At 63.4% G+C, this 20,110-nt stretch carries 17 protein-coding genes; 6 read left to right on the top strand and 11 right to left on the bottom strand.

The window, feature by feature from the left end:
• Positions 1 to 12 precede the first annotated feature (12 nt).
• The 5 genes from AC58NV_RS11515 to pdxR form a co-directional block, all read right to left on the bottom strand.
• A complete protein-coding gene (locus AC58NV_RS11515; RefSeq protein WP_497227254.1) occupies positions 13 to 1,044 on the bottom strand; it encodes a YeiH family protein in 1,032 nt (343 codons plus the stop codon).
• Between the two features lie 159 nt (positions 1,045 to 1,203).
• Positions 1,204 to 2,217 carry a phosphate acetyltransferase gene (pta, locus tag AC58NV_RS11510; RefSeq protein ID WP_497227253.1) on the bottom strand — a complete coding sequence of 338 codons (1,014 nt, stop codon included), beginning with the start codon at positions 2,215 to 2,217 and terminating at the stop codon, positions 1,204 to 1,206.
• A gap of 44 nt (positions 2,218 to 2,261) precedes the next feature.
• Positions 2,262 to 3,008, bottom strand: coding sequence for a sulfite exporter TauE/SafE family protein (locus AC58NV_RS11505; protein WP_497227252.1), 747 nt, complete (start codon positions 3,006 to 3,008; stop codon positions 2,262 to 2,264).
• A gap of 5 nt (positions 3,009 to 3,013) precedes the next feature.
• Positions 3,014 to 4,786 (bottom strand): sulfoacetaldehyde acetyltransferase, encoded by a 1,773-nt coding sequence (gene xsc / locus AC58NV_RS11500; RefSeq protein ID WP_497227251.1) that lies wholly within the window; start codon positions 4,784 to 4,786, stop codon positions 3,014 to 3,016.
• A gap of 266 nt (positions 4,787 to 5,052) precedes the next feature.
• A complete protein-coding gene (gene pdxR, locus AC58NV_RS11495) occupies positions 5,053 to 6,513 on the bottom strand; it encodes a MocR-like pyridoxine biosynthesis transcription factor PdxR (RefSeq protein ID WP_497227250.1) in 1,461 nt (486 codons plus the stop codon).
• Positions 6,514 to 6,619: 106 nt separating this feature from the next.
• Here pdxR and AC58NV_RS11490 point away from each other — a divergent pair, with 106 nt between their 5' ends.
• From AC58NV_RS11490 to AC58NV_RS11480, 3 genes are all read left to right on the top strand, one after another.
• Complete coding sequence (locus tag AC58NV_RS11490) at positions 6,620 to 7,363, top strand: hypothetical protein (RefSeq protein ID WP_497227249.1); 744 nt, start codon at positions 6,620 to 6,622, stop codon at positions 7,361 to 7,363.
• 82 nt (positions 7,364 to 7,445) lie between these two features.
• Positions 7,446 to 7,757: an ArsR/SmtB family transcription factor gene (locus AC58NV_RS11485; protein ID WP_497227248.1), complete on the top strand. Its 312-nt coding sequence runs from the start codon at positions 7,446 to 7,448 to the stop codon at positions 7,755 to 7,757.
• Positions 7,750 to 8,781 carry a permease gene (locus AC58NV_RS11480; protein WP_497227247.1) on the top strand — a complete coding sequence of 344 codons (1,032 nt, stop codon included), beginning with the start codon at positions 7,750 to 7,752 and terminating at the stop codon, positions 8,779 to 8,781. The genes AC58NV_RS11485 and AC58NV_RS11480 overlap by 8 nt, the downstream gene beginning before the upstream one ends.
• A gap of 68 nt (positions 8,782 to 8,849) precedes the next feature.
• Here AC58NV_RS11480 and AC58NV_RS11475 read toward each other — a convergent pair whose 3' ends face one another.
• Together AC58NV_RS11475 and AC58NV_RS11470 are read right to left on the bottom strand one after the other, a co-directional pair.
• The gene (locus AC58NV_RS11475; RefSeq protein WP_497227246.1) at positions 8,850 to 9,929 is read right to left on the bottom strand and encodes a GFA family protein; all 1,080 of its coding nucleotides are present in this window, start codon (positions 9,927 to 9,929) and stop codon (positions 8,850 to 8,852) included.
• Between the two features lie 125 nt (positions 9,930 to 10,054).
• Positions 10,055 to 11,452 (bottom strand): aminotransferase family protein, encoded by a 1,398-nt coding sequence (locus AC58NV_RS11470; protein WP_497227245.1) that lies wholly within the window; start codon positions 11,450 to 11,452, stop codon positions 10,055 to 10,057.
• A gap of 295 nt (positions 11,453 to 11,747) precedes the next feature.
• Here AC58NV_RS11470 and AC58NV_RS11465 point away from each other — a divergent pair, with 295 nt between their 5' ends.
• Positions 11,748 to 12,524 (top strand): beta-keto acid cleavage family enzyme, encoded by a 777-nt coding sequence (locus AC58NV_RS11465; protein WP_497227244.1) that lies wholly within the window; start codon positions 11,748 to 11,750, stop codon positions 12,522 to 12,524.
• A 2-nt stretch (positions 12,525 to 12,526) separates the two neighbouring features.
• Positions 12,527 to 13,849, top strand: a complete 1,323-nt coding sequence (locus AC58NV_RS11460) for an aspartate aminotransferase family protein (protein WP_497227243.1) — start codon at positions 12,527 to 12,529, stop codon at positions 13,847 to 13,849.
• Positions 13,850 to 13,993: 144 nt separating this feature from the next.
• Here AC58NV_RS11460 and AC58NV_RS11455 read toward each other — a convergent pair whose 3' ends face one another.
• On the bottom strand, positions 13,994 to 14,659 hold the full coding sequence (locus AC58NV_RS11455) for a DsbA family oxidoreductase (protein ID WP_497227242.1): 666 nt from the start codon (positions 14,657 to 14,659) through the stop codon (positions 13,994 to 13,996).
• 197 nt (positions 14,660 to 14,856) lie between these two features.
• Here AC58NV_RS11455 and AC58NV_RS11450 point away from each other — a divergent pair, with 197 nt between their 5' ends.
• A complete protein-coding gene (locus tag AC58NV_RS11450; RefSeq protein ID WP_497227241.1) occupies positions 14,857 to 15,888 on the top strand; it encodes a D-cysteine desulfhydrase family protein in 1,032 nt (343 codons plus the stop codon).
• Positions 15,889 to 15,924: 36 nt separating this feature from the next.
• Here AC58NV_RS11450 and eda read toward each other — a convergent pair whose 3' ends face one another.
• Genes eda through zwf form a run of 3 tightly spaced genes read right to left on the bottom strand, consistent with a single transcriptional unit; the run spans position 15,925 to position 19,896 of the window.
• Complete coding sequence (eda, locus tag AC58NV_RS11445) at positions 15,925 to 16,575, bottom strand: bifunctional 4-hydroxy-2-oxoglutarate aldolase/2-dehydro-3-deoxy-phosphogluconate aldolase (protein ID WP_497227240.1); 651 nt, start codon at positions 16,573 to 16,575, stop codon at positions 15,925 to 15,927.
• Between the two features lie 3 nt (positions 16,576 to 16,578).
• Positions 16,579 to 18,387 (bottom strand): phosphogluconate dehydratase, encoded by a 1,809-nt coding sequence (edd, locus tag AC58NV_RS11440; protein WP_497227239.1) that lies wholly within the window; start codon positions 18,385 to 18,387, stop codon positions 16,579 to 16,581.
• 48 nt (positions 18,388 to 18,435) lie between these two features.
• Entirely contained in the window at positions 18,436 to 19,896 is a 1,461-nt protein-coding gene (zwf, locus tag AC58NV_RS11435) for a glucose-6-phosphate dehydrogenase (protein ID WP_497227238.1), read from the bottom strand.
• Between the last annotated feature and the right edge of the window lie 214 nt (positions 19,897 to 20,110).

Raw genomic sequence — 20,110 nt, 5'->3', positions numbered from 1 at the left:
TGGTTCCCCTGATCAGGTCAATAGTTCGATCCCCGCCAGGATCAGCCCGGCAATGAACAGAGTTTCGACGATGATCAGGGCAATGGCCGCGCCTCCGACGGCCAGAACCTGTTTCAAATTTGTCTTCATTCCCACCGCCGCGATGGCAGTGAGCAGCAGCCAGCGCGACGACTGGCTGAGGAATTCGGTGACGGCCGGCGGGATCATCCCCAAGGAGTTGATCCCGGCCAGCACGAGGAATGCAATTACAAAGCCTGGCAGGACCGGCGGGCGCTGGCCGTCGCTGGGCAGCTCGGCAAAGGAGCGGATCATCAGCGAGGCCACCAGCACGATCGGCGCCAGCATGGCCACTCGCATCAGTTTAACAAGAGTGGCGGTGTCGCCGGTCTGTTCGGATATCGAAAAGCCCGCGCCGACAACCTGTGCAACATCATGAATCGTGCCCCCCAGGAAAACCCCGGCTTGCAGGGAGTTCAGTTCCAGAATGTTCACCAGGATCGGATAAGCGATCATTGCCAGGGTCGACAGCACGGTGACACCCATCACGGTAAAGATCAGCCGCTCCTCGGAGCGCTCATCGCGGGGCAGAATGGCACTTATTGCCATCGCCGCTGAAGCGCCGCAGATCGCCACTGAGCCCGCGGTCAGAAAGGCAAAGCGCCATTTGTGGCCAAACAACCGGGCGACAGCGAGGCCGAAGGCAATGGTGGCAATCACGCCGCCCACCACCAGGGCAATCAGGTCCCAGCCCAGGCCCATCATCAGCACCATGGAAACCCGCACGCCCAGCAGCGCCACTCCCAATCGCAGCAGCGAGCGGGCTGAGAAGGCGATGCCGGGAACTGTCTTGCCCTCTTCGCCCAGGAAGCTGACGGCAATCCCCAAGAGCAGCGCAAGCAGCATTGCGGGTGTTGCATAATGCTCGGCCAGGAACTGCGCGGTGATGGCCACAATAACCGAGACCGCCACTCCTGGCAGAAGCAGGCGGAGCTTCTCCTTAAGGGCGCCTGATTGCAGCGATGTGACAGCGGATGAGATGGACATGACAGGAAACCTTGGATGCTTTCTTTAGGATTGGCTGCTGACGTGCGTTGGCGGGTCCTGTTGGGTGGTTTCGGCGACCGTAAGACGGAACGCCTCAAAATGGGAATAGTGTTCTTGTTGGGTTCTGATTTTTGGAACCATTGTTCAAATTTACGGTCCTTAACTGCCTTTGGCCTGCAGGATGGTGACGGCGATGATCTGGGTCACATCCTCGGCGCTGCAGCCCCGCGACAGGTCGTTGGCGGGTTTGGCCAGCCCCTGCAGAACCGGGCCGATCGCGGAATATCCGCCCAGCCGCTGGGTGATCTTGTAGCCGATGTTGCCAGCGTCCAGGTTTGGGAAGATCATCACGTTGGCCTGGCCCGCGACGTTGGAGCCGGGCGATTTGCGCTCGCCGACGGAGGGCACAAAGGCCGCGTCAAACTGCAGTTCGCCATCGGCGGGCAGCTCCGGGTGCGCCTCCTGGAACAGGCCCAGGGCTTCGGTCACCTTGTCCACTGCCGGGTGCTTGGCGCTGCCGGCGGTGGAGAAGCTGAGGAAGGCCACTTTCGGATCCACCCGCAACAGCGCGCGGGCCGATTGAGCTGAGGCGGCGGCGATCGAGACCATCTCGGCAGGGTTGGGATCGATGACCAGCCCGCAATCGGAAAAGAGCATGGCCCGGGCGCCCTCCGGCGAGCCTTCGGGCGGGTACATCAGGAAGAAGGAAGAGACCATGCCCGCGTCCGGCGCCATGCCGATCACCTGGATGGCGCTGCGCACCACGTCGCCTGTGGTATGAATGGCGCCGCCGACGGTGCCTGTGGCATGGGCTAGGCGCACCAGCATGGCGGCATAGACCAGCGGAGTTTCGGCAGCGGTGCGAGCCTTTGCTTCATCAACGCCCTTGTGCTTGCGGAGTTCATAATATTCGGCGGCGAAGGAAGTAGTCAGTTCTGAGGTGGACGGATCGTGGATTGTCACGCCGTCGCCTGCGCTGGCGCCTTCGGCCTGCAGCGCGGCTTCGACCTCACCCTGCGGGCCGACCAGGATCACATCGGCAATGCCAGCCTGATGCGCCGCCAAGGCGCCGGCAACGACGCGGGGGTCGGTGCCTTCGCTCAGTGCGACAATGGGGCGGTCCGCCGGGGCTTCGGCCTTCAGCAATTCAAGCGGGGACAAGGTCTGGGTCACGGGTGTGCGTCCTGTAACAGCGGTTTCGGGGCAGGGCCGGGCGGTCAGAGCGCCAGCCTTGCGATATTGATCAGCGACAGCGCGGTCAGCATCAGAACCACCGCGCGGCGGAACAGCGCTTGCGAGACCACCTGGAAACTATGGGACCCGGCCCAGATGCCGAGGCCCAGAATTGGAAAGGCCAGCAGGATGCCGGTCAGGGTTTCCGGACCGACCAGCCCGTTTGCCGCCATAACCGGAAGCGCCATCACGTCGATGCCGGTCAGGAACACGATCATCGTGGCACGGAACACCGCAGGCGGAACCGGCTGCGCGGTCAGGAAGGCCGCCACCGGCAGGCCGCCGACACCGGCACTGTTGGCGATGCCTGCGATGGCGCCCACGCCCACATTGCCGTTACGCCCGACAGGGCGTTCCAGCTGCCAGCCGCTGAGCAGAACCAGGCTAAGAACCAGGATTAGGCTCGAGATCGCCAGCCGGGCCTCCTGTTCGCCCAGCCGTGCCATGATGGCGATGGCGGGTACAGTGGCCACGGCGGCCCCTGCCAGCAGGGCAATGGCGCGGCGCCAGTCGATATGCAGGCGGATGTCCCGCGCCTGAAAGGCGGTCATGGCGATTTCGCAGGAAAACACCACTGGGATCAAAGGTAGCGGATTGGTAGTGAGTGCAGCCAGAATGATGAAGATCGCGGAAAATCCGAAACCCGAAAAGCCCCGGATAACGGCCGCCGCGAATAACGCGGCGGCCAGATAGAGCCCCTGGCCCATAGAGAGGTCAAAGGGCAGGGGCATCAAGTTCAGACTTTCTGCGGACGCATGTCGTCCTTGCTGATGCCTGCAACCTGAACCGGCTTCTTCATCGCGTCGCGGCGGAAGGGCTCACCCAGTTCCTGGTTGATCATCGCCTCGATCAGTGTGGTGATGCCTTTCTTCTGGTCTTCACAGGCCTGGCGCAGGGCCTCGGTGAGCTCGTCCTGAGTGCGGGCCACGACACCTTTCAGGCCGCAGGCCTGGGCGATGCCGGCATAAGACACTTGGGTGTCCAGCTCGGTGCCGACAAAGTTGTCGTCGAACCACAGGGTGGAGTTACGCTTTTCCGCACCCCACTGGTAGTTGCGGAAGACAACCTGGGTCACGGCGGGCCATTCTTCGCGGCCGATAGCGGTCAGCTCGGTCACCGCGATGCCAAAGGCGCCGTCGCCGGAGAAGCCGACAACCGGAACGTCCGGGCAGCCGATTTTCGCACCGACAACCGCCGGCAGGCCATAGCCGCAGGGGCCGAAAAGGCCGGGGGCCAGATACTTGCGGCCTTCTTCAAAGGACGGGTAGGCGTTGCCGATGGCGCAGTTGTTGCCGATGTCGGAGGAGATGATCGCATCCTTCGGCAGGCCGGCCTGGATCGCACGCCATGCACGGCGCGGCGACAGCCAGTCAGGCTTGGCAGCGCGGGCACGCTCGTTCCAGGTGGTGCCGGGATCGTCCTGCTCGCTGTCCATCGACGAGAGTTCCTGCGCCCAGGAGGATTTGGTGTGCGCGATCAGCGCCTTGCGCTCGTCGCGGCCCTCGTCGCCTGCGGTGCCGGACAGTTTGCCCAGGATGGTGTCTGCAACCTGCTTGGCGTCGCCAACGATGCCGACGGTGACTTTCTTGGTCAGGCCGATGCGGTCCGGGTTGATGTCAACCTGGATGATCTTCGCGTCGGTCGGCCAGTAGTCGATGCCGTAGCCCGGCAGGGTCGAGAACGGGTTCAGGCGGGTGCCCAGGGCCAGAACGACGTCTGCTTTGGAGATCAGTTCCATGCCGGCCTTGGAGCCGTTGTAGCCCAGCGGGCCTGCAAACAGCGGGTGCGAGCCGGGGAAGGCGTCGTTGTGCTGATAGCCAACGCAAACCGGAGCGTCCAGACGCTCGGCCAGAGCGATTGAGGATGGGATCGCGCCGCCGATGACAACGCCTGCACCGTTCAGGATGACCGGGAATTTGGCGTTCGACAGCAGGTCTGCTGCTTCGTTCACCGCGTCGGTACCGCCCGCGGGGCGCTCGAAGTCAACCACGGCGGGCAGATCAATGTCGACCACTTGGGTGAAGTAGTCACGCGGCACGTTGATCTGGGCCGGAGCGGAGTTGCGCTTTGCCTGCATGATCACGCGGTTCAGTACTTCCGCCATGCGGGACGGGTCGCGTACTTCTTCCTGGTAGCACACGCAGTCTGCGAACATGCGCATCTGTTCCATTTCCTGGAAGCCGCCCTGACCCATGGTCTTGTTCGCCGCCTGCGGGGTGACCAGCAGCAGCGGAGTGTGGTTCCAGTAGGCGGTTTTCACTGCGGTAACGAAGTTGGTGATGCCGGGGCCGTTTTGCGCGATCATCATCGACATCTTGCCGGTGGCGCGGGTGTAGCCGTCCGCCATCATGCCGCCGGAGCCTTCGTGGGCGCAATCCCAGAAGGTGATGCCCGCCGGCTCGAAGATGTCGGAGATCGGCATCATCGCCGAGCCGATAATACCAAAGGCATGCTCGATGCCGTGCATCTGAAGCACTTTGACAAAGGCTTCTTCGGTGGTCATTTTCATGGGTTTGCTCCTGAGTGAGACGCATATTCCGCCCGGGCCAGAATGCCGGGAGTTGACTCTGGTTTAGGGGGCAGTGGGGTGCTGGGTTAGGGCCAGTTATTTCACTGGAATAAGTCCAAAACTGGACTCATGAAAATAGCCGGTCGGAATTTTCATATAGGGTTCAGCCGGTCATGCCGGGTGGGAACCTAAAATGATCACGTTCCGCCTGATGATACAAATCGTATCAATTTTCCGGTTGGCGGGCCTGTGAGCCAGAAAATCTGTCAGCGCTGTTTAAGCGCTTGGGCCAGCAAGGCCAGACCAGGCTCGATTCGGGTTGCCGGAATCGAGGAATAGCCAAGCCGGTAGAAGTTTTGCTTCCGGTGCTCGGCGGCAAAGAAGGGCGCACCTGGTTCGATGATCACGCTTTTCTCCCGCAGCTGCTCGGCCACTGCTGTGGCATCGACGTCCTCGGGGGCCTGCATCCACAGAGCTGAACCGCCAAAGCTGCCGACCCCGGCAATGGTCAGCTCGTGTTTGCGGATAGCATCCTCAATCACGGCGCGGCGGTCGTGCAGAACCTTGGCGATGCGGCGGATCTGCGCATCGTAATGGCCGAGCGAGAGGAAATAGGCGACCGTGCGCTGAACATGGCCTGGGGGGTGCCGGAGCACGCTGGCGCGCAAAGCGCGGGCCTGCCGGATGAAGGGTTCCGAGCCGACCAGATAGCCAAGACGCAGCCCTGGAAACAGCGACTTGGAGAAGCTTCCAGCATAGATTACCCGCCCTTCGGTATCGAGGGACTTGAGGGAAGGCGAGGGCGCGCCGAGGAAGGACATCTCGAACTCATAGTCGTCCTCGACAATCACGGCGTCGATGTCGTTGGCGCGCCGCAGCAGTTCCTTTCGCCGCTCCATCGGCATTGTGAAGGTGGTGGGGCTCTGGTGGCTGGGGGTGCAGAAGATGACGTTTGTATCGTCGGGAATATCTCCGGGCGGCAGGCCGCGCTCATCCACAGGGATGCAGTCAATTTGGCAGCGGGTCTGCACAACCTGATCGCGCAAGGTGTAGTACGCCGGGTCTTCCACTGCCGCCCTTCGCCCGCGGTTCAGCAGCAGCTGACACGTGATCCACAGTGCGTTCTGGGCGCCGAGCGTGATCAGAATTTCTTCCGGCCGCGCCGTAATCCCGCGCCGCGGCAGGGTGTGGCGGGCAATGTATTCGATCAGGAGAGGGTCGTCTTGGTCGAAGTAGTCATTGGCCAGGGCGGAGAAATCCTTCTGCCCCAGCGCACGTAGCGCGCACAGCCGCCAGTTGGCATGGTCGAACAGCGAGGCATCGGCCTGGCCGTAGATGAACGGATAGCGGTAGTCGCGCCAGTCCTGCGGTTTGCGCGGGGTGTCGCCGCCGGTAAAGCTGCGCGCCATAACCTTGCCCCAGTCCACCGTATCGCCTGATTTCTGCTGCGGAGTATAGGAAGGTGGCACCGGCGCGTTGTCAGAGACAAAATACCCCGACCGCCCGCGCGAGGTGAGATAGTCGTTTGCCAGCAGCTCCGTGTAGGCCAGCGTCACGGTGATCCGGCTGATGCCCAGATGCGCGGCCAGCTTGCGCGAGGACGGCAGCTTCTCCCCGACCCGGAAGCGGCCCGAAAGAATGCCCTCTGCGATCATTTCCTGGATTTGCGCCTGCAGGGTGCCCTGAGCGTCGGGGTTGAGGAAGAAGGTGTCAACGGAGATGGCCATGCTGGACACCTTAAGGTGGACTTAAATGGGGTGCAATCTGGACTTAGGGCCAGTTTGGAGGAATCTGCATCTTGCTTTGGCCGACGCGCGATGCAAGCGTGCCGCCATGTTAAAAATCGTTGGTCATCTGGCCCTCGTTGTATTCTTGACTCTTCTTACGCAGCTGGGCGGCATAGCCTGGCTTGCATCGCTCATGTTCCGGCGCAGGCTGCTGGCGTTTCTGATTCTCTACGCGGGTCTCAGCCTGGCGGCGACTTGGGTTGCGCAGCATTCCGGGCGGGTTGCCCTCAGCTGCTGGGAACGCGGGCCGCTGCAGGTGCAGTCTTGGTTCTATTGCGCGTTGAACCGGAACTACGTGACGCCGGAACTCGCAGATGTCTTGCAGGGCACGGCGGGTGCCGTGGACACGGCATATCCCGGCACCGTCACGCAGGTGCTCGACGCCAATTTCCCGTTCCTTGCAAGTTTCCCGCTGCTGCCTCACCTGTCTCACTATGATGGCCGAAAGGCGGATCTTGCGTTTTACTATGCAGGTGCAAAGGGTTATAGCCCCAAGGCAACCCGGTCTCCGATCGGCTATTTTGCCTTTGAGCAGGGGCCGACGGAATGCCATAACAACTGGCTGACACTCCGCTGGGATTTGCAGGTGTTGCAGCCCTTGTGGCGGAACTTGGAGGTTGATGCGGACCGTACCCGCCATTTGTTGCAGGTTCTGGAAGCAGACAGCCGGGTTGGGAAGATCTTTCTGGAGCCGCATCTGCAGAGCCGACTGGGGCTGCGCCCGGGCAAGTTGAGATTTCAAGGCTGCAGGGCAGCGCGACACGACGATCACATCCACTTGCAACTCTAGACCTCGTCCCGAGAACCACGCTCTTGAAAAATGCTAAAAAAACTATAAACCTAGTTTTATCGAATCAATTGGAGCTGACATCATGCAATGGGAAGAAGCTGCACAGGGCTTTGCCGCGATGGGATCGGAGGCACGGCTGCAGGTGCTGCGCTGCCTGATCCGGGCGGGTGAGGCCGGGCTGACGGTTGGGGACATCCAGGAGCGCACCGGCATCGCGCCCTCGACTCTGGCGCATCATTTGAAATTCCTCACCGGCGCCGGTGTGGTCGTGCAGGAACGCGTGGGGCGTTCGACGATCAGCCGCGCCGAATTCACCCGGTTGGAAGCATTGGCCGGTTTCATCCTCAGCGAATGCTGCGCGGATGCGGGCAAGAAGGCGGCAAACGATGGTTGAATTGACACAAAACCCCGGCAAGGCAAGAACGCTTGGCAGCTGGCTGAAGACACCTTGGGCTCTGAGCCTTGCCCTTCTGACGGGCGCTGCCGTTCTTGATCCGGGCAATTTCCGCGCTGTCGTGGAATTCACCCTGTCAGCGCTGGGCAGTACTGCGCGGTACATATTGTTTGCGGTCCTGCTGCTGGCCTATCTGAAAGCGACGGGGGCCGAGGCAATGGTGGCGCGTGCCTTCGAGGGGCGCGAGACGCGGATGATTTTGCTGGCAGCGCTGTTCGGCGGGCTGGCGCCGTTCTGCTCCTGCGAGGTGATTCCGTTCATTGCCGGCCTCCTGGCGCTTGGCGCGCCGCTGTCGGCGGTGATGGCGTTCTGGCTGTCCTCGCCGCTGATCGACCCGCCGACCCTTCTGATCACCGCGGGCGCGCTGGGCTGGCCCTTTGCCATCGGCAAGGCGGTGGCTGCGGTGGCGCTGGGGCTGTTCGGCGGCTTTGCCATCAAACTGCTGCGGGGGCAGGGAGTCTTTGCAAACCCGCTGCGCAAGCAGCAAAGCAAAAGCTGCTGCGGCTGCAGCGGGCCGAAGGTGGATGCCAAGCCGAACTGGCGTTTCTGGACCGAGGCGGACCGCAAGGTGAAGTTCCGCGAGGAGTTCGTCTCCAACGGTCTCTTCCTGCTGAAATGGCTGGCACTGGCCTATGTGCTGGAATCGCTTCTGGTCCATTATGTACCGGCCGATGTGATCGCCGGTCTGGTGGGCGGCGAGGGTGTGCTGCCGATTGCCACTGCGGCGCTGGTCGGGATGCCGGCCTACCTCAACTCCTATGTCGCGCCACCGCTGCTGGCGGGGTTGATGGAGCAGGGGATGAGTGCAGGTGCGGCCATGGCCTTCATGGTGGCAGGCGCGGTCAGCTCGGTTCCTGCCATGGCGGCGGTCTGGTCTTTGGTGAAGCCAAAAGTCTTTGCGGCTTACCTGGGACTTGGGGTGAGCGGCGCGGTCCTGTCGGGCATCCTGTTCCAGCTGATCTGAAGCGCAAGCCAAGCGCATCTCAAGCGGGGCCGCATATCCGGCCCCGTATTATGGTTCCGGCGCACCGTTCAGGGGACCTCCTCGCCCACGGCATGGTAGGCCTGAATGAGGCTTGGCGATTCTTTGCATTCGGTTCGGGGCAGGTCATCATGGATATCCAGCCAAGGCATCCTGCTTTCGACGCCGAGGTGGTAGGTGGGCGGAAAATTCTGCGGGTTGTCCAGGGAGGCTGTGAAAATCATCGTCCATTCTGTCCATTGTCCGACAAGCCCCTGATAAAGCAGCGCGGTTCCGCAGTTTTCGCAGAACCCGCGCTGTGCGATCTTGGAGGACTGGTAGAATTTCGGTTGTCCCTTGGTGAATTCCACGGCGCTTGCGGGATAGGTCGTACCGCCGAGAACCGGTGCCCCCGAGAATTTCTGGCACATCCGGCAATGGCAGAGCATGGATCCGAGCTCCTTTTCGGTCACCCGGTACCGCACCGCGCCGCACATGCAGCCGCCGGTTGCCTCTGTCCGCGGCTCGCTTGGCATGTCGACAAACGGCCGGAATTGGACATTTGCGGGAGCAGATCCGCCTGGCACACTTGTGTGCCAGATATGAACCCCGCGAGAGATGTTCTTGAACTTATGCGCGCCGAGATCGGCAAGGGAAACAGGGGGCGGGTCCGGCAACAGGTCTTTGATGACTTGCGAGACTGAGATGCCGTCCGGCTCCGTGACGGCAAGCATCCGGGCCGCAATATTGATCCCGTCGCCGAATGCTTCGCTGTCACCAATAAGGATCTCGCCCAGGTTCAGGCTGATACGCATCTGGATGCGCTGGTCTTCGGGCAAACCGTGATTGCGTTTGATCAGACCTTCCTGCAACCTGACAGCCCATTTCAGTGCCTTGGCAGCGCTTGCGAACTCGATCAGATACCCGTCACCGAGCGTGTTCAGCATCCGGCCCTGAAACTGGCCTGTCAGCGGATCGACCAGGGCAAAGCGGCATTCCTGCAGCCTTTGAACTGTCTCGGATTGGTGCTGGCCCATGAGGCGGCTGAAACCGGCCACATCTGCAAAGGCAATCACGCTGGTACGGCTTTCCAGTCTACTGTCAGTCATGGGTTCCCCCTTTACCGCAGTGAATGCTGTCAGGTTAGACACGGATGAGGATCATGTCCAACCCGGTCAAACCCTTCCGCTCCGGTCCGGGCAGGCGGATCCGTCCATAAAGAAAAACGCCCCGGAGTTTCCGGGGCGCAGTTTGTTCGTCCAACAGGGAGAAATTGTCAGCCGAAAACCTTGGTCAGGGCCTTATCAACCGCATCGCAGATCTGGTCGATGTCGTCTGCGGTGGCGATCAGCGCGGGGCTGAAGCACAGGGTGTTGTTGCGGCCCGGCAGCGAGCGGTTGGTGACGCCGATGATCACGCCCTGCGCGCCGCATTCCGCGACAACCTGCTGAGCCAGTTTCTCGTCCACCGGCTCCTTGGACTCGCGGTCCTGCACCAGCTCGGCGCCCAGGAACAAACCCTTGCCGCGCACGTCGCCGATCACGGCGTGCTTTTCCTGCAGCGCGCGCAGGTTGTTCAGCATCCGCTCGCCCATGGCCACGGTGTTTTCCAGCAGGCCTTCTTCCTCAATGATGCGCATGTTCTCCAGCGCCGCCGCCGGGCCTGCGGTGCAGCCGCCGAAGGTGGAGATGTCGCGGAAATAGTTCATCGGATCGGAAGTGTCGTCCTTGAACATCTCAAAGACTTCCTCGGTGGTGACCATGCAGGCAATCGCCGCGTAACCGGAAGCCACACCCTTGGCCATGGTCACGAAGTCGGGCTTGATGCCATACTGCTGGTAGCCGAACCACTTGCCGGTACGGCCGACGCCGCAGACCACTTCGTCGATGTGCAGGAGCACGTCGTACTTCTTGCAGATCTCTTGCACGCGTTCCCAGTAGCCTTCCGGCGCTTCGATCACGCCGCCGCCTGCGGTCACTGGCTCCAGGCACAGAGCGCCCACGGTTTCCGGACCTTCGCGCAGGATCACTTCCTCAATCTTGTCTGCAGCTGCGATGCCGAACTCGCGGCCGGACAGATGTTCCAGGCCCAGCTCATGCTTGCGGTATTCCATGCAGTGCGGAACGCGGACGAAGTCCGGCGCAAAGGGGCCGTACTGCGCGTTGCGCTCGTCCTGGCCGCCGGCCGACATGGTCGCCAGGGTGGAGCCGTGGTAGTCGCGGTCGCGGTACAGGATCTTGGTTTTCTTGCCGCCGTATTTCTTGTGGGCGATCTGGCGGATCATCTTGAAGGCCTTCTCGTTGGCCTCGGATCCGGAGTTGGTGTAGTAGACGCGGGTCATGCCCGGCATCTTGGAGATCAGCTTCTCGGCAAATAGCGCGCCCGGGATGGAGCCGGCGGAGTTGGCGAAATAGCAGACTTTCATCAGCTGGTCGTAAACGGCCTTGCAGATGTTTTCGCGGCCATAGCCGACGTTGACGGTCCAGACCCCGCCGGAGACCGCATCCAGGAACTCCTTGCCGTTCTGATCCCAGACGCGCATGCCCTTGCCCTCGACAATGATGCGCGGGTCGGAGGATTCCAGCGCCTTGTGCTGGAACAGGTGGTGCCACATGTGGGCCTTGTCGGCCTCCACCACACGGGAGAGATCGTTTTCGTTGAACGTGCCGTCCATGACATGTCCTTTCGGCGTTAGAAGTGAATCGGGCTGCCCGGAACCCTACAGGGCTTCTGAGGCGTATTATGTACCAGAAACGTCAGTTTCGGGGAATTCGTTAGGGCCAAAGTATGTGCTTGCTTAGGTCCAGAAGCTGGATGCCCAGGTCCGTGGGCAGAGCGCTGCCAGACCGGGTCGAGGTAAAACAAATGTTCTGAGATTGGCAACTTGAGAGCGTATGTCCCGTGAGGGCAAGCTGCTCAGGTGTTCCAAGCACGAGTCGCGGCAGCGCAAGCGGCATAGGAGGAGACCGGTGGCAGAGTACAGTTTGATGGTGGCACCCAATGGGGCTCGCCGGGGGCGCGGGGATCACCCGCAGCTGCCGGTGACGTCGCGGCAGACGGCAGAAACCGCAGCGGCCTGTTTCGCTGCAGGGGCCCATGCGCTGCACCTGCATGTGCGCGATGATGAGGGGCGCCATTCGCTGGATGCGGGCCGCTACCGCGAAGCCCTTGATGCGGTGCGGGAAAGCGCGCCGACGATGGCAGTGCAAATCACCACGGAAAGCGCTGGCCTCTACGATGTGGCTGCCCAGTTCGCTTGTCTGGAGGCGCTGCACCCGGCGGCGGCTTCAGTCTCGGTGCGGGAAATGGCGCGGGACGCGGGGCTGGCTGCGCGCACCTATGCCTTGTGCGCCGAAGCAGAAACGCAGGTGCAGCATATCCTGTACGGTCCGGACTGCATTGCCCGGCTGCGCGCCTGGTATCAGGACGGCACCGTTCCGGGCGCCATGCGCGATGCGATCTTTGTTCTGGGCAAGTACAATCCGCCGGTTCTGGCCCGGCCCGAGGGGCTCACCGTGTTCCGGGACGCGGCGGCGGATCTGCACCTGAACTGGACCGTTTGCGCTTTTGGGCGGCATGAACAGGCCTGCCTGCTGGCGGCGGTTGCCGCCGGAGGGGATGCACGAATCGGATTTGAGAATAACATCGAAACACCGGAGGGCGGGCTGCTGGCAGAAAATGCAGCTTCGGTTGCCGCCTTCGTTCAGGCCGCAAAGGCCCAGGGCCATACGCTCAAGGAGTGCTGATCATGAGTCATGTCTTTCCCCGCCACACCAAAGCCAGCCTGCCCACCGCTGTTGCCGGTGACGGCTGCTACTTGATCGACGCGGACGGCAAGCGCTATTTCGACGGCTCCGGCGGCGCGGCGGTCTCCTGCCTGGGCCATTCCGACGCCGATGTGATCAAGGCGGTGCAGAAGCAGGTCGGCAAATTGGCCTTTGCCCATACCGGTTTCCTCACCTCGGAACCGGCGGAAGAGCTGGCGGACTTGCTGGTGGCCAACGCGCCCGGAGATATTGACCGGGTTTATTTTGTATCGGGAGGGTCGGAGGCCACCGAGGCCGCGATCAAGCTCGCCCGCCAGTACCACCTGGAGCGCGGCGAGCCGCAGCGCCGCCATATCATCGCCCGCAAGCAGAGCTACCACGGCAACACCCTTGGCGCGCTGGCGGCAGGCGGCAATGAATGGCGCCGCACCCAATTCGCACCGCTGCTGATCGACATCTCCCATATCTCGCCCTGCTACGAATACATCGGCCGGGCCGAGGGGGAGAGCACCTATGACTACGGCCAGCGGGTGGCGAATGAGCTGGAGGCGGAAATCCTCCGCCTCGGCCCCGAGACCGTGATGGCCTTCATGGCGGAGCCTGTGGTCGGCGCCACCTCCGGCGCGGTGCCAGCGGTTGAGGGCTATTTCAAACGCATCCGCGAGATCTGCGACCAATACGGCGTGCTGCTGATCCTGGACGAGGTGATGTGCGGCATGGGCCGCACGGGGCATCTGTTTGCCTGCGAGGCGGACGGCGTCGCGCCCGATATCCTCTGCGTCGCCAAGGGCTTGGGCGCCGGCTACCAACCGATTGGTGCGATGCTCTGCACCCGGCAGATCTATGAGGCGATCGAGCACGGCTCCGGCTTTTTCCAGCACGGCCACACCTACATTGGCCACCCGGTGGCGACCGCTGCGGGCCTGGCCGTGGTCAAGGCGATGCTGGAGCGCGGCCTGGTGAAACGCTGTGCGGAGATGGGAGAGAAGCTGCAGGCGGCGCTGGAGGACCGTTTCGGCCAGCATCCCAATGTGGGCGACATCCGCGGCCGCGGGCTGTTCCGCGGGGTGGAGCTGGTGGCCGACCGCGACACCAAAGAGCCGTTTGATCCGGCGCTGGGGCTTGCGGGGCGGATCAAGAGGGCAGCGTTCCAGGCCGGGCTGATCTGCTACCCGATGTCGGGCACCCGCGACGGCCAGAACGGCGACCACATCCTGCTGGCACCGCCCTTCATCATCACCGATGAACAGATCACCGAGGTGGTGGACAAGCTGGAAACCGCGATCACCCAGTGCTTGCCGTAGGGTTGAACCTGACTGGTTCAGTGTCCTTTCGCCTGTTGCGCCAGCGGCAGGCACGCGTTCGCCCGGGCGGGCGCGTTCCGCACCCGCCCGGGCGAACGCTCAGCGTCCTGATCGGCACCTAGGCGTTTTCCGAAATCCCGGCAGTCAAAACGCTTTTGCTGACAGCCCCAACTGCTCCAGAATGCTGGTGTAATTCTCCGCCCCCTGCGCGCCGGTCACCAGGTGGCGGCCATTGAACACCATGGCAGGCACGCCGCGGATGCCTTGCTGCATCCAGAAGGCCTCGCGCTGGCGCACGTTGTCCGCATGTTTGCCGCTCTCCAGGGCCGCACGCGCACCGGCGCCATCTATGCCAAGGCTTTCGGCGGTCTCTACCAGCACCTCCGGATCCGAGACATTCTTGCCATCGGTGAAATACGCGCTCAGCAGTGCCTGTTTCATTTCGTGGCCCTTGCTGTGCTCTTCGGCCCATTCGATCAGCTGATGCGCCTGAAAGGTGTTGTAGATCCGCATGCCGTCAAAGAAGCGGAAGGTGAACCCCAGCGCTTCACCAATTTCTGTCAGCTGCGCCCGCACTTGGGCCGACTGCACCGCCGTGCTGCCGTATTTTGCGGCCAGATGCTCACGCAGGTCCTCGCCTTCGAGCGCCATATCCGGGTTCAGCTCAAACGGCTGCCAGTGGATGTCCAGCGCCACCCCGGCGCGGCGGGCTGCAAAGACCAACTGGTTGTAACCGACCGCACACCACGGGCAGACAACGTCTGAGATGATATCAACCCGAAGAGCTGGATGGGGTTCTGTTGCTGGCATTCGGCTGGTCCTTGGCGGTGCAGTGCTTTGTCAACAAATGGGAACCGCAAGAGGGTAAAGCAACCGCTTTAACCTTCAAAGAAAGCAGAGCAGGCTTAGCCCGCCACAATCGTTTGGCTGACATTTTTTATTGACGAGACGGGTGATGGCTTCACTGTTGGAAGAAGCTACTTTTGGCGCCAAATAGAGGTTCCCGAATGAACATGACCGAGGATTGCCTCTCTGTCTTTCCCCGTGCGTCTTTACTGGCACAGCCGACCCCGCTGGAACGGCTGGACCGGTTGTCGCAGGAATTGGATATCGATCTTTGGATCAAGCGGGACGATCTGACAGGGCTCAGTTTCGGCGGCAATAAAACGCGTCAGCTGGAGTTCTACCTGGGGGCTGCGCTTGCGGCAGGAGCGGACACCATCCTGATCACCGGAGCTGTGCAGTCGAATTTTACCCGCACCGCTGCTGCCGCTGCTTCGAAACTTGGGCTGCAGGCCATTCTCCAGCGTGAAGAGCGGGTGCCGGGAATGGGCACGCTCTATTACAGCTCAGGCAATATCTTCCTGTCGGATATTCTGGGAGCAGAAAGCGCCGGCTACCCGGAGGGCGAGGATGAAGCCGGGGCTGACGCTGCCCTGAAAACGCGGGCAGAAGAATTGCGAAAGGCAGGACGCGAACCTTTCATCATACCGCTTGGCCTGGGGCATCCGCCGCTGGGTGCGTTGGGGTATGTTCTAGGAGGGGCTGAGGTTGCGGCACAGATTGGCAGCTTTGATGCGGCTGTGGTTCCGTCGGGCAGCGGAGCAACTCATGCCGGTTTCCTGACTGGGGTACGCCGTGCTGGCATCACCGCACCTGTTTTCGGGATCTGCGTCCGCAGAAACGCGCAGCTGCAAAAGGACAGGCTCGAACAGGTAACGGATGATCTGGCGGATCTGATGAACATTCCGCGTCCATTCGCCAGCGGAGAGATCCATACCTGGGACGGTGCGCTCGCCCCCGGGTACGGCCGGGCAGGACCAACGACGCGCGCCGCGCTGCAGCGCATGGCAAGGAGGGAGGGGATCCTGCTGGACCCGGTTTATTCCGCTAAGACGTTTGCAGGGCTTTTGGGCTTGCTGGACGCGGGATCTATCCGCAAAGGCCAGAAAGTGTTGCTGCTTCACACTGGCGGGCTGCCGGCGTTGTTTGCATATCAGGCCGAGTTGGGATTCGGCCACGGTGGCGGCGCAAGCTGATTCCGCGCCGCATAACTGCTGCCGGTGCCAACGTATTCAGGTCTTGCCCAGCCTGGCTGCCTCGCTTGCCATTTTTTTGATTGCGTTCCAGTTTCCGGTTTGGACGAGGTTCTTTGGCGCGACCCAGCTGCCGCCGGCGCAGACCACGTTGGGCAGGCTGAGGTAGCTGGCGGCGTTCTGCGGGGTGATGCCGCCGGTGGGGCAGAAGGAGATCTGCGGCAAGGGCGCGCCGATGGCTTTCAGCGCCGGGGCGCCGCCGGAAGCTTCGGCCGGGAAGAACTTCTGCATGCCGTAGCCGCGGGCCAGCAGCCGCATCGCCTCGCTGGCAGTGGCGGCCCCGGGCAGGAGCGGCAGGCCGATGGCTTCGCAGGCCTCCAGCAGCGCATCCGTGGCGCCGGGGGAGACGCCGAACCGGGCGCCGGCCGCCTTGGCGGCCTCGGCGTCCCTCGGGGTGATCAGCGTGCCGGCCCCGACCACGCCGCCCTTGACCTGCGCCATTTCGCGGATCACATCCAGCGCCGCGCCGGTGCGCAGGGTGACTTCCAGGGCGGGCAGCCCGCCCGCCACCAGCGCTTCGGCCAGGGGGCGGGCGCGGGCCGCGTCCTCCACCACCAGCACCGGCATCACCGGCGCCAGGGCGCAGATCTCGCAGGTGCGCAGGCTGGCGTCCTGAGGGGTTATCCGCATCCGTCACACTCCAAATACGCTGGCGCCCTGGTCGGCCGAAGCCACCGAGCGGCGGAACAGGGAAAACAGCTCGCGGCCGGTGCCGTGCTGGCAGGCGCTGAGATCGGCGGTGGCCGGCGCGCGCTCCAGCGCGCCTTCGGTGAGGACTTCCAATGTTCCCTTCACCGCATCCAGCCGCACCAGGTCGCCGTTCTGGATCCGGGAAATCGGCCCGCCATCCAGGGCTTCGGGCACCACATGGATCGCCGCCGGGATCTTGCCGGAGGCGCCGGACATCCGCCCGTCGGTGACCAGCGCCACCTTCTGGCCGCGGCCCTGCAGGATGCCGAGGAAGGGGGTGAGGCTGTGCAGCTCGGGCATGCCGTTGGCCTTGGGGCCCTGGAAGCGCACCACCACGATCACGTCGCCGGTCAGCTCGCCCGCCTTGAAGGCGGCCTTGGCCTCCTCCTGGTCATGAAAGACCCGGGCCGGGGCCTCGACCGTCTGGTGCTCCTTTGCCACCGCCGAGACCTTGATCACCGCGGTGCCCAGGTTGCCGGTCAGCCGCTTCAGGCCGCCGGTGCTCTGGAACGGCGCCTCCGCCGGGCGCAGCACCGCGTCGTTCAGGCTTTGCCCGGGCCCGGGGCGGAAAGTGAGGCCGTCCTCCGACAGGAACGGCTCCCGGGTGTAATGCTCCAGCCCTTCGCCGGCGACGGTCCGGGTGTCCGGGTGCAAGAGCCCCGCCTTCAGCAGCTCGCCGATCATGTAGCCGAGCCCGCCTGCTGCGTGGAAATGGTTCACGTCGGCCAGGCCGTTGGGATAGACCTTGGCCAGCAGCGGCACCGCCTCGGAGAGATCCGCAAAATCCTGCCAGTCCAGGAGGATGCCGCCCGCCCGCGCCATCGCAATCAGGTGGATCAGCAGGTTGGTGGAGCCGCCGGTGGCCATCAGCCCGGTGATGCCGTTGGCATAGGCCTTCTCGTCCAGCACGTCGCAGACCGGGGTGTAGCTGTTGCCAAGCGCGCTGAGCGACAGCGCCCGCTTGGCGCCCGCCGCGGTCAGCGCCGCGCGCAGCGGCGTGCCGGGATTGACGAAGGAGGAGCCGGGCAGGTGCAGCCCCATGAACTCCATCAGCATCTGGTTGGTGTTGGCGGTGCCGTAGAAGGTGCAGGTGCCGGGGCCGTGGTAGGCGGCCATCTCGGCCTTCAGCAGTTCCTCGCGGGAGATCTCGCCGGCGGCGAACTTCTGGCGGATATGCGCCTTTTCGTCATTGGCCAGGCCGCTGGTCATCGGGCCTGCGGGCAGGAACACCGCCGGGATATGGCCGAAGGCCTGGGCGCCGATCACCAGGCCGGGCACGATCTTGTCGCAGACGCCGAGGAACACGGCGGCGTCGAACACGTTGTGGCTGAGCGCGACGCCTGCGGCCATGGCGATGGTGTCGCGGGAGAACAGGCTCAGCTCCATCCCGGCCTCGCCCTGGGTGACGCCGTCGCACATCGCAGGCACCCCGCCCGCCACCTGCGCGGTGCCGCCGGCCTGGCGCACCGCCTCGCGGATCAGGGCGGGGTAGGTCTCAAACGGCTGATGCGCCGACAGCATGTCGTTATAGGCGGTGACGATCCCCAGGTGGCCGGTTGAGGCCTCCGCCAGCGCCTGCTGGTCCGCGCCGGTGGCGGCATAGGCATGGGCCTGGCCGGAGCAGCTGAGATGGGCCCGGGCCGGGCCCTTGCCGCGGGCGGCGCGCATCCGCTCCAGATAGGCGGCACGGGGACCCTCGCTGCGGCGGATGATGCGCTCGGTGACGGCGGCCAGTGTGGAATTCAGGGGCATGACGTGCCTTTGCTGCAAACTGCGGGGGCGGAGGGGGAAACGGCCATCTCAGGCTCCGATGCTGCGCCAGCGGCGGCCGTCGCGGTGGATCAGCAGCAGGGAATCATCGGGGCCGGAGCTGCCGCTGTCATAGGGCTGCGGCGTGCCGCCCGCCTCCTGCCAGGCGGCGATGGCCGGATCGGCCCAGGCCCAGGCGGCCTCGACCTCGTCGCCGCGCATGAACAGGGTCTGGTTGCCGCGGATCACATCCATGATCAGCCGCTCATAGGCGTCCTGCGGGCGGCCCGACTCCGGCAGCTCATCGGCGAAGGTCATGTCGAGGTTGGCGCCGGTGAGGCGCATGCCGCCGGGGCCCGGATCCTTGATGGTGGTCTTCAGGGTGATGCCCTCGTCGGGCTGCAGCCGGATCACCAGCACATTGCCGTGCACCGGGCCCGAGCCCTCGAAGATGTTGTGCGGCGGGTCGCGGAAATAGACCGCGATCTCGCTCACCCGCTCGCGCAGGCATTTGCCGGTGCGCAGGTAGAACGGCGTGCCGGCCCAGCGCCAGTTCGCTACTTCGACCTTGAGCGCGATATAGCTTTCGGTGCGGCTGCCGGGGCTGCCCGCGTGATCGCGGTAGCCGTCGCCGCCCTTTCCGCCGTTCCTGCCCCGGTACTGGCCGCGGGCGATGCTGTCCTGCGGCACCGGGCGCAAGGCCTCGATCACCTTGACCTTCTCGTCGCGCACCGCGTTGGGGGTGAACTGGGCCGGCGGCTCCATCGCGGTGAGGCACAGCAGCTGCATCAGGTGGTTCTGCACCATGTCCCGCATGGCGCCAGACTTGTCGTAATACTCGCCGCGCCCCTCGACGCCGATGCTTTCGGCGACGGTGATCTGCACATGGTCGATGTGGGAGGAGTTCCACAGCGGCTCGAACAGCGAATTGGCAAAGCGCAGCGCCATCAGGTTCTGCACAGTCTCCTTGCCGAGGTAATGGTCGATCCGGTAGATCTGCCGCTCCTCGAAGTGTTCCCGCAATGCAGCGTTCAGCGCCTGGGCTGAGGCCAGGTCGTGGCCGAAGGGTTTTTCCAGCACGATGCGGCTGTCGGGCGTGGCGATGCCGGTTTCGCTGAGGCGCCGGGCGATGTCCGTGAACAGCGACGGGCCCACCGACAGGTAGAAGGCGCGCACTGCATCGTCACGCAGCTTGCCGCGGATCGCGTCCCAGCCGGCATCGCCGCGCGCGTCCACCGCGGCATAGTCCAACAGCGCGGTGAAGCCGGCGATTTCCTCCGGCGATTTTTCCGCATCCTGGCCGAATTCGCGGATCGCATCGGCAGTCTGGCTGCGGAACTCCTCCGCCGTCAGCGTGCTGCGCGAGCTGCCGATGATCCGGCAGTCGCTGCTGAACTGGCCGATCTGGAACCGGTGGAACAGGGCAGGCAGGATCTTCCGCCGCGCCAGATCGCCCGTCGCGCCAAACAGCACAAGGTCAAAAGGAGCAACAGGGATAACGCGAGAAACCATTGATTTTACATCGCTGTTCCATTGGGGCCGCGGAGCTAGGCCATTGTGCCGCCAAGGACGGGGCAATTCAATTGCCTCTGCTCACACAGGTTCGGTTAAAGTCATCGGTATCGCTAACATGCTGACGGCCTGAGGGCTACAGGATGTTTCGAAAATAACAGCCTGACTGCATAAAGCCGGAAGTCAGTGTGAAGCGAAGTGGGCCCGGCACCTT

This window comes from Leisingera sp. ANG49 (genome assembly GCF_059694505.1).
Note: the sequence above shows the minus strand (reverse complement) of the source record. Positions and strands in the feature narration are given on the sequence as shown.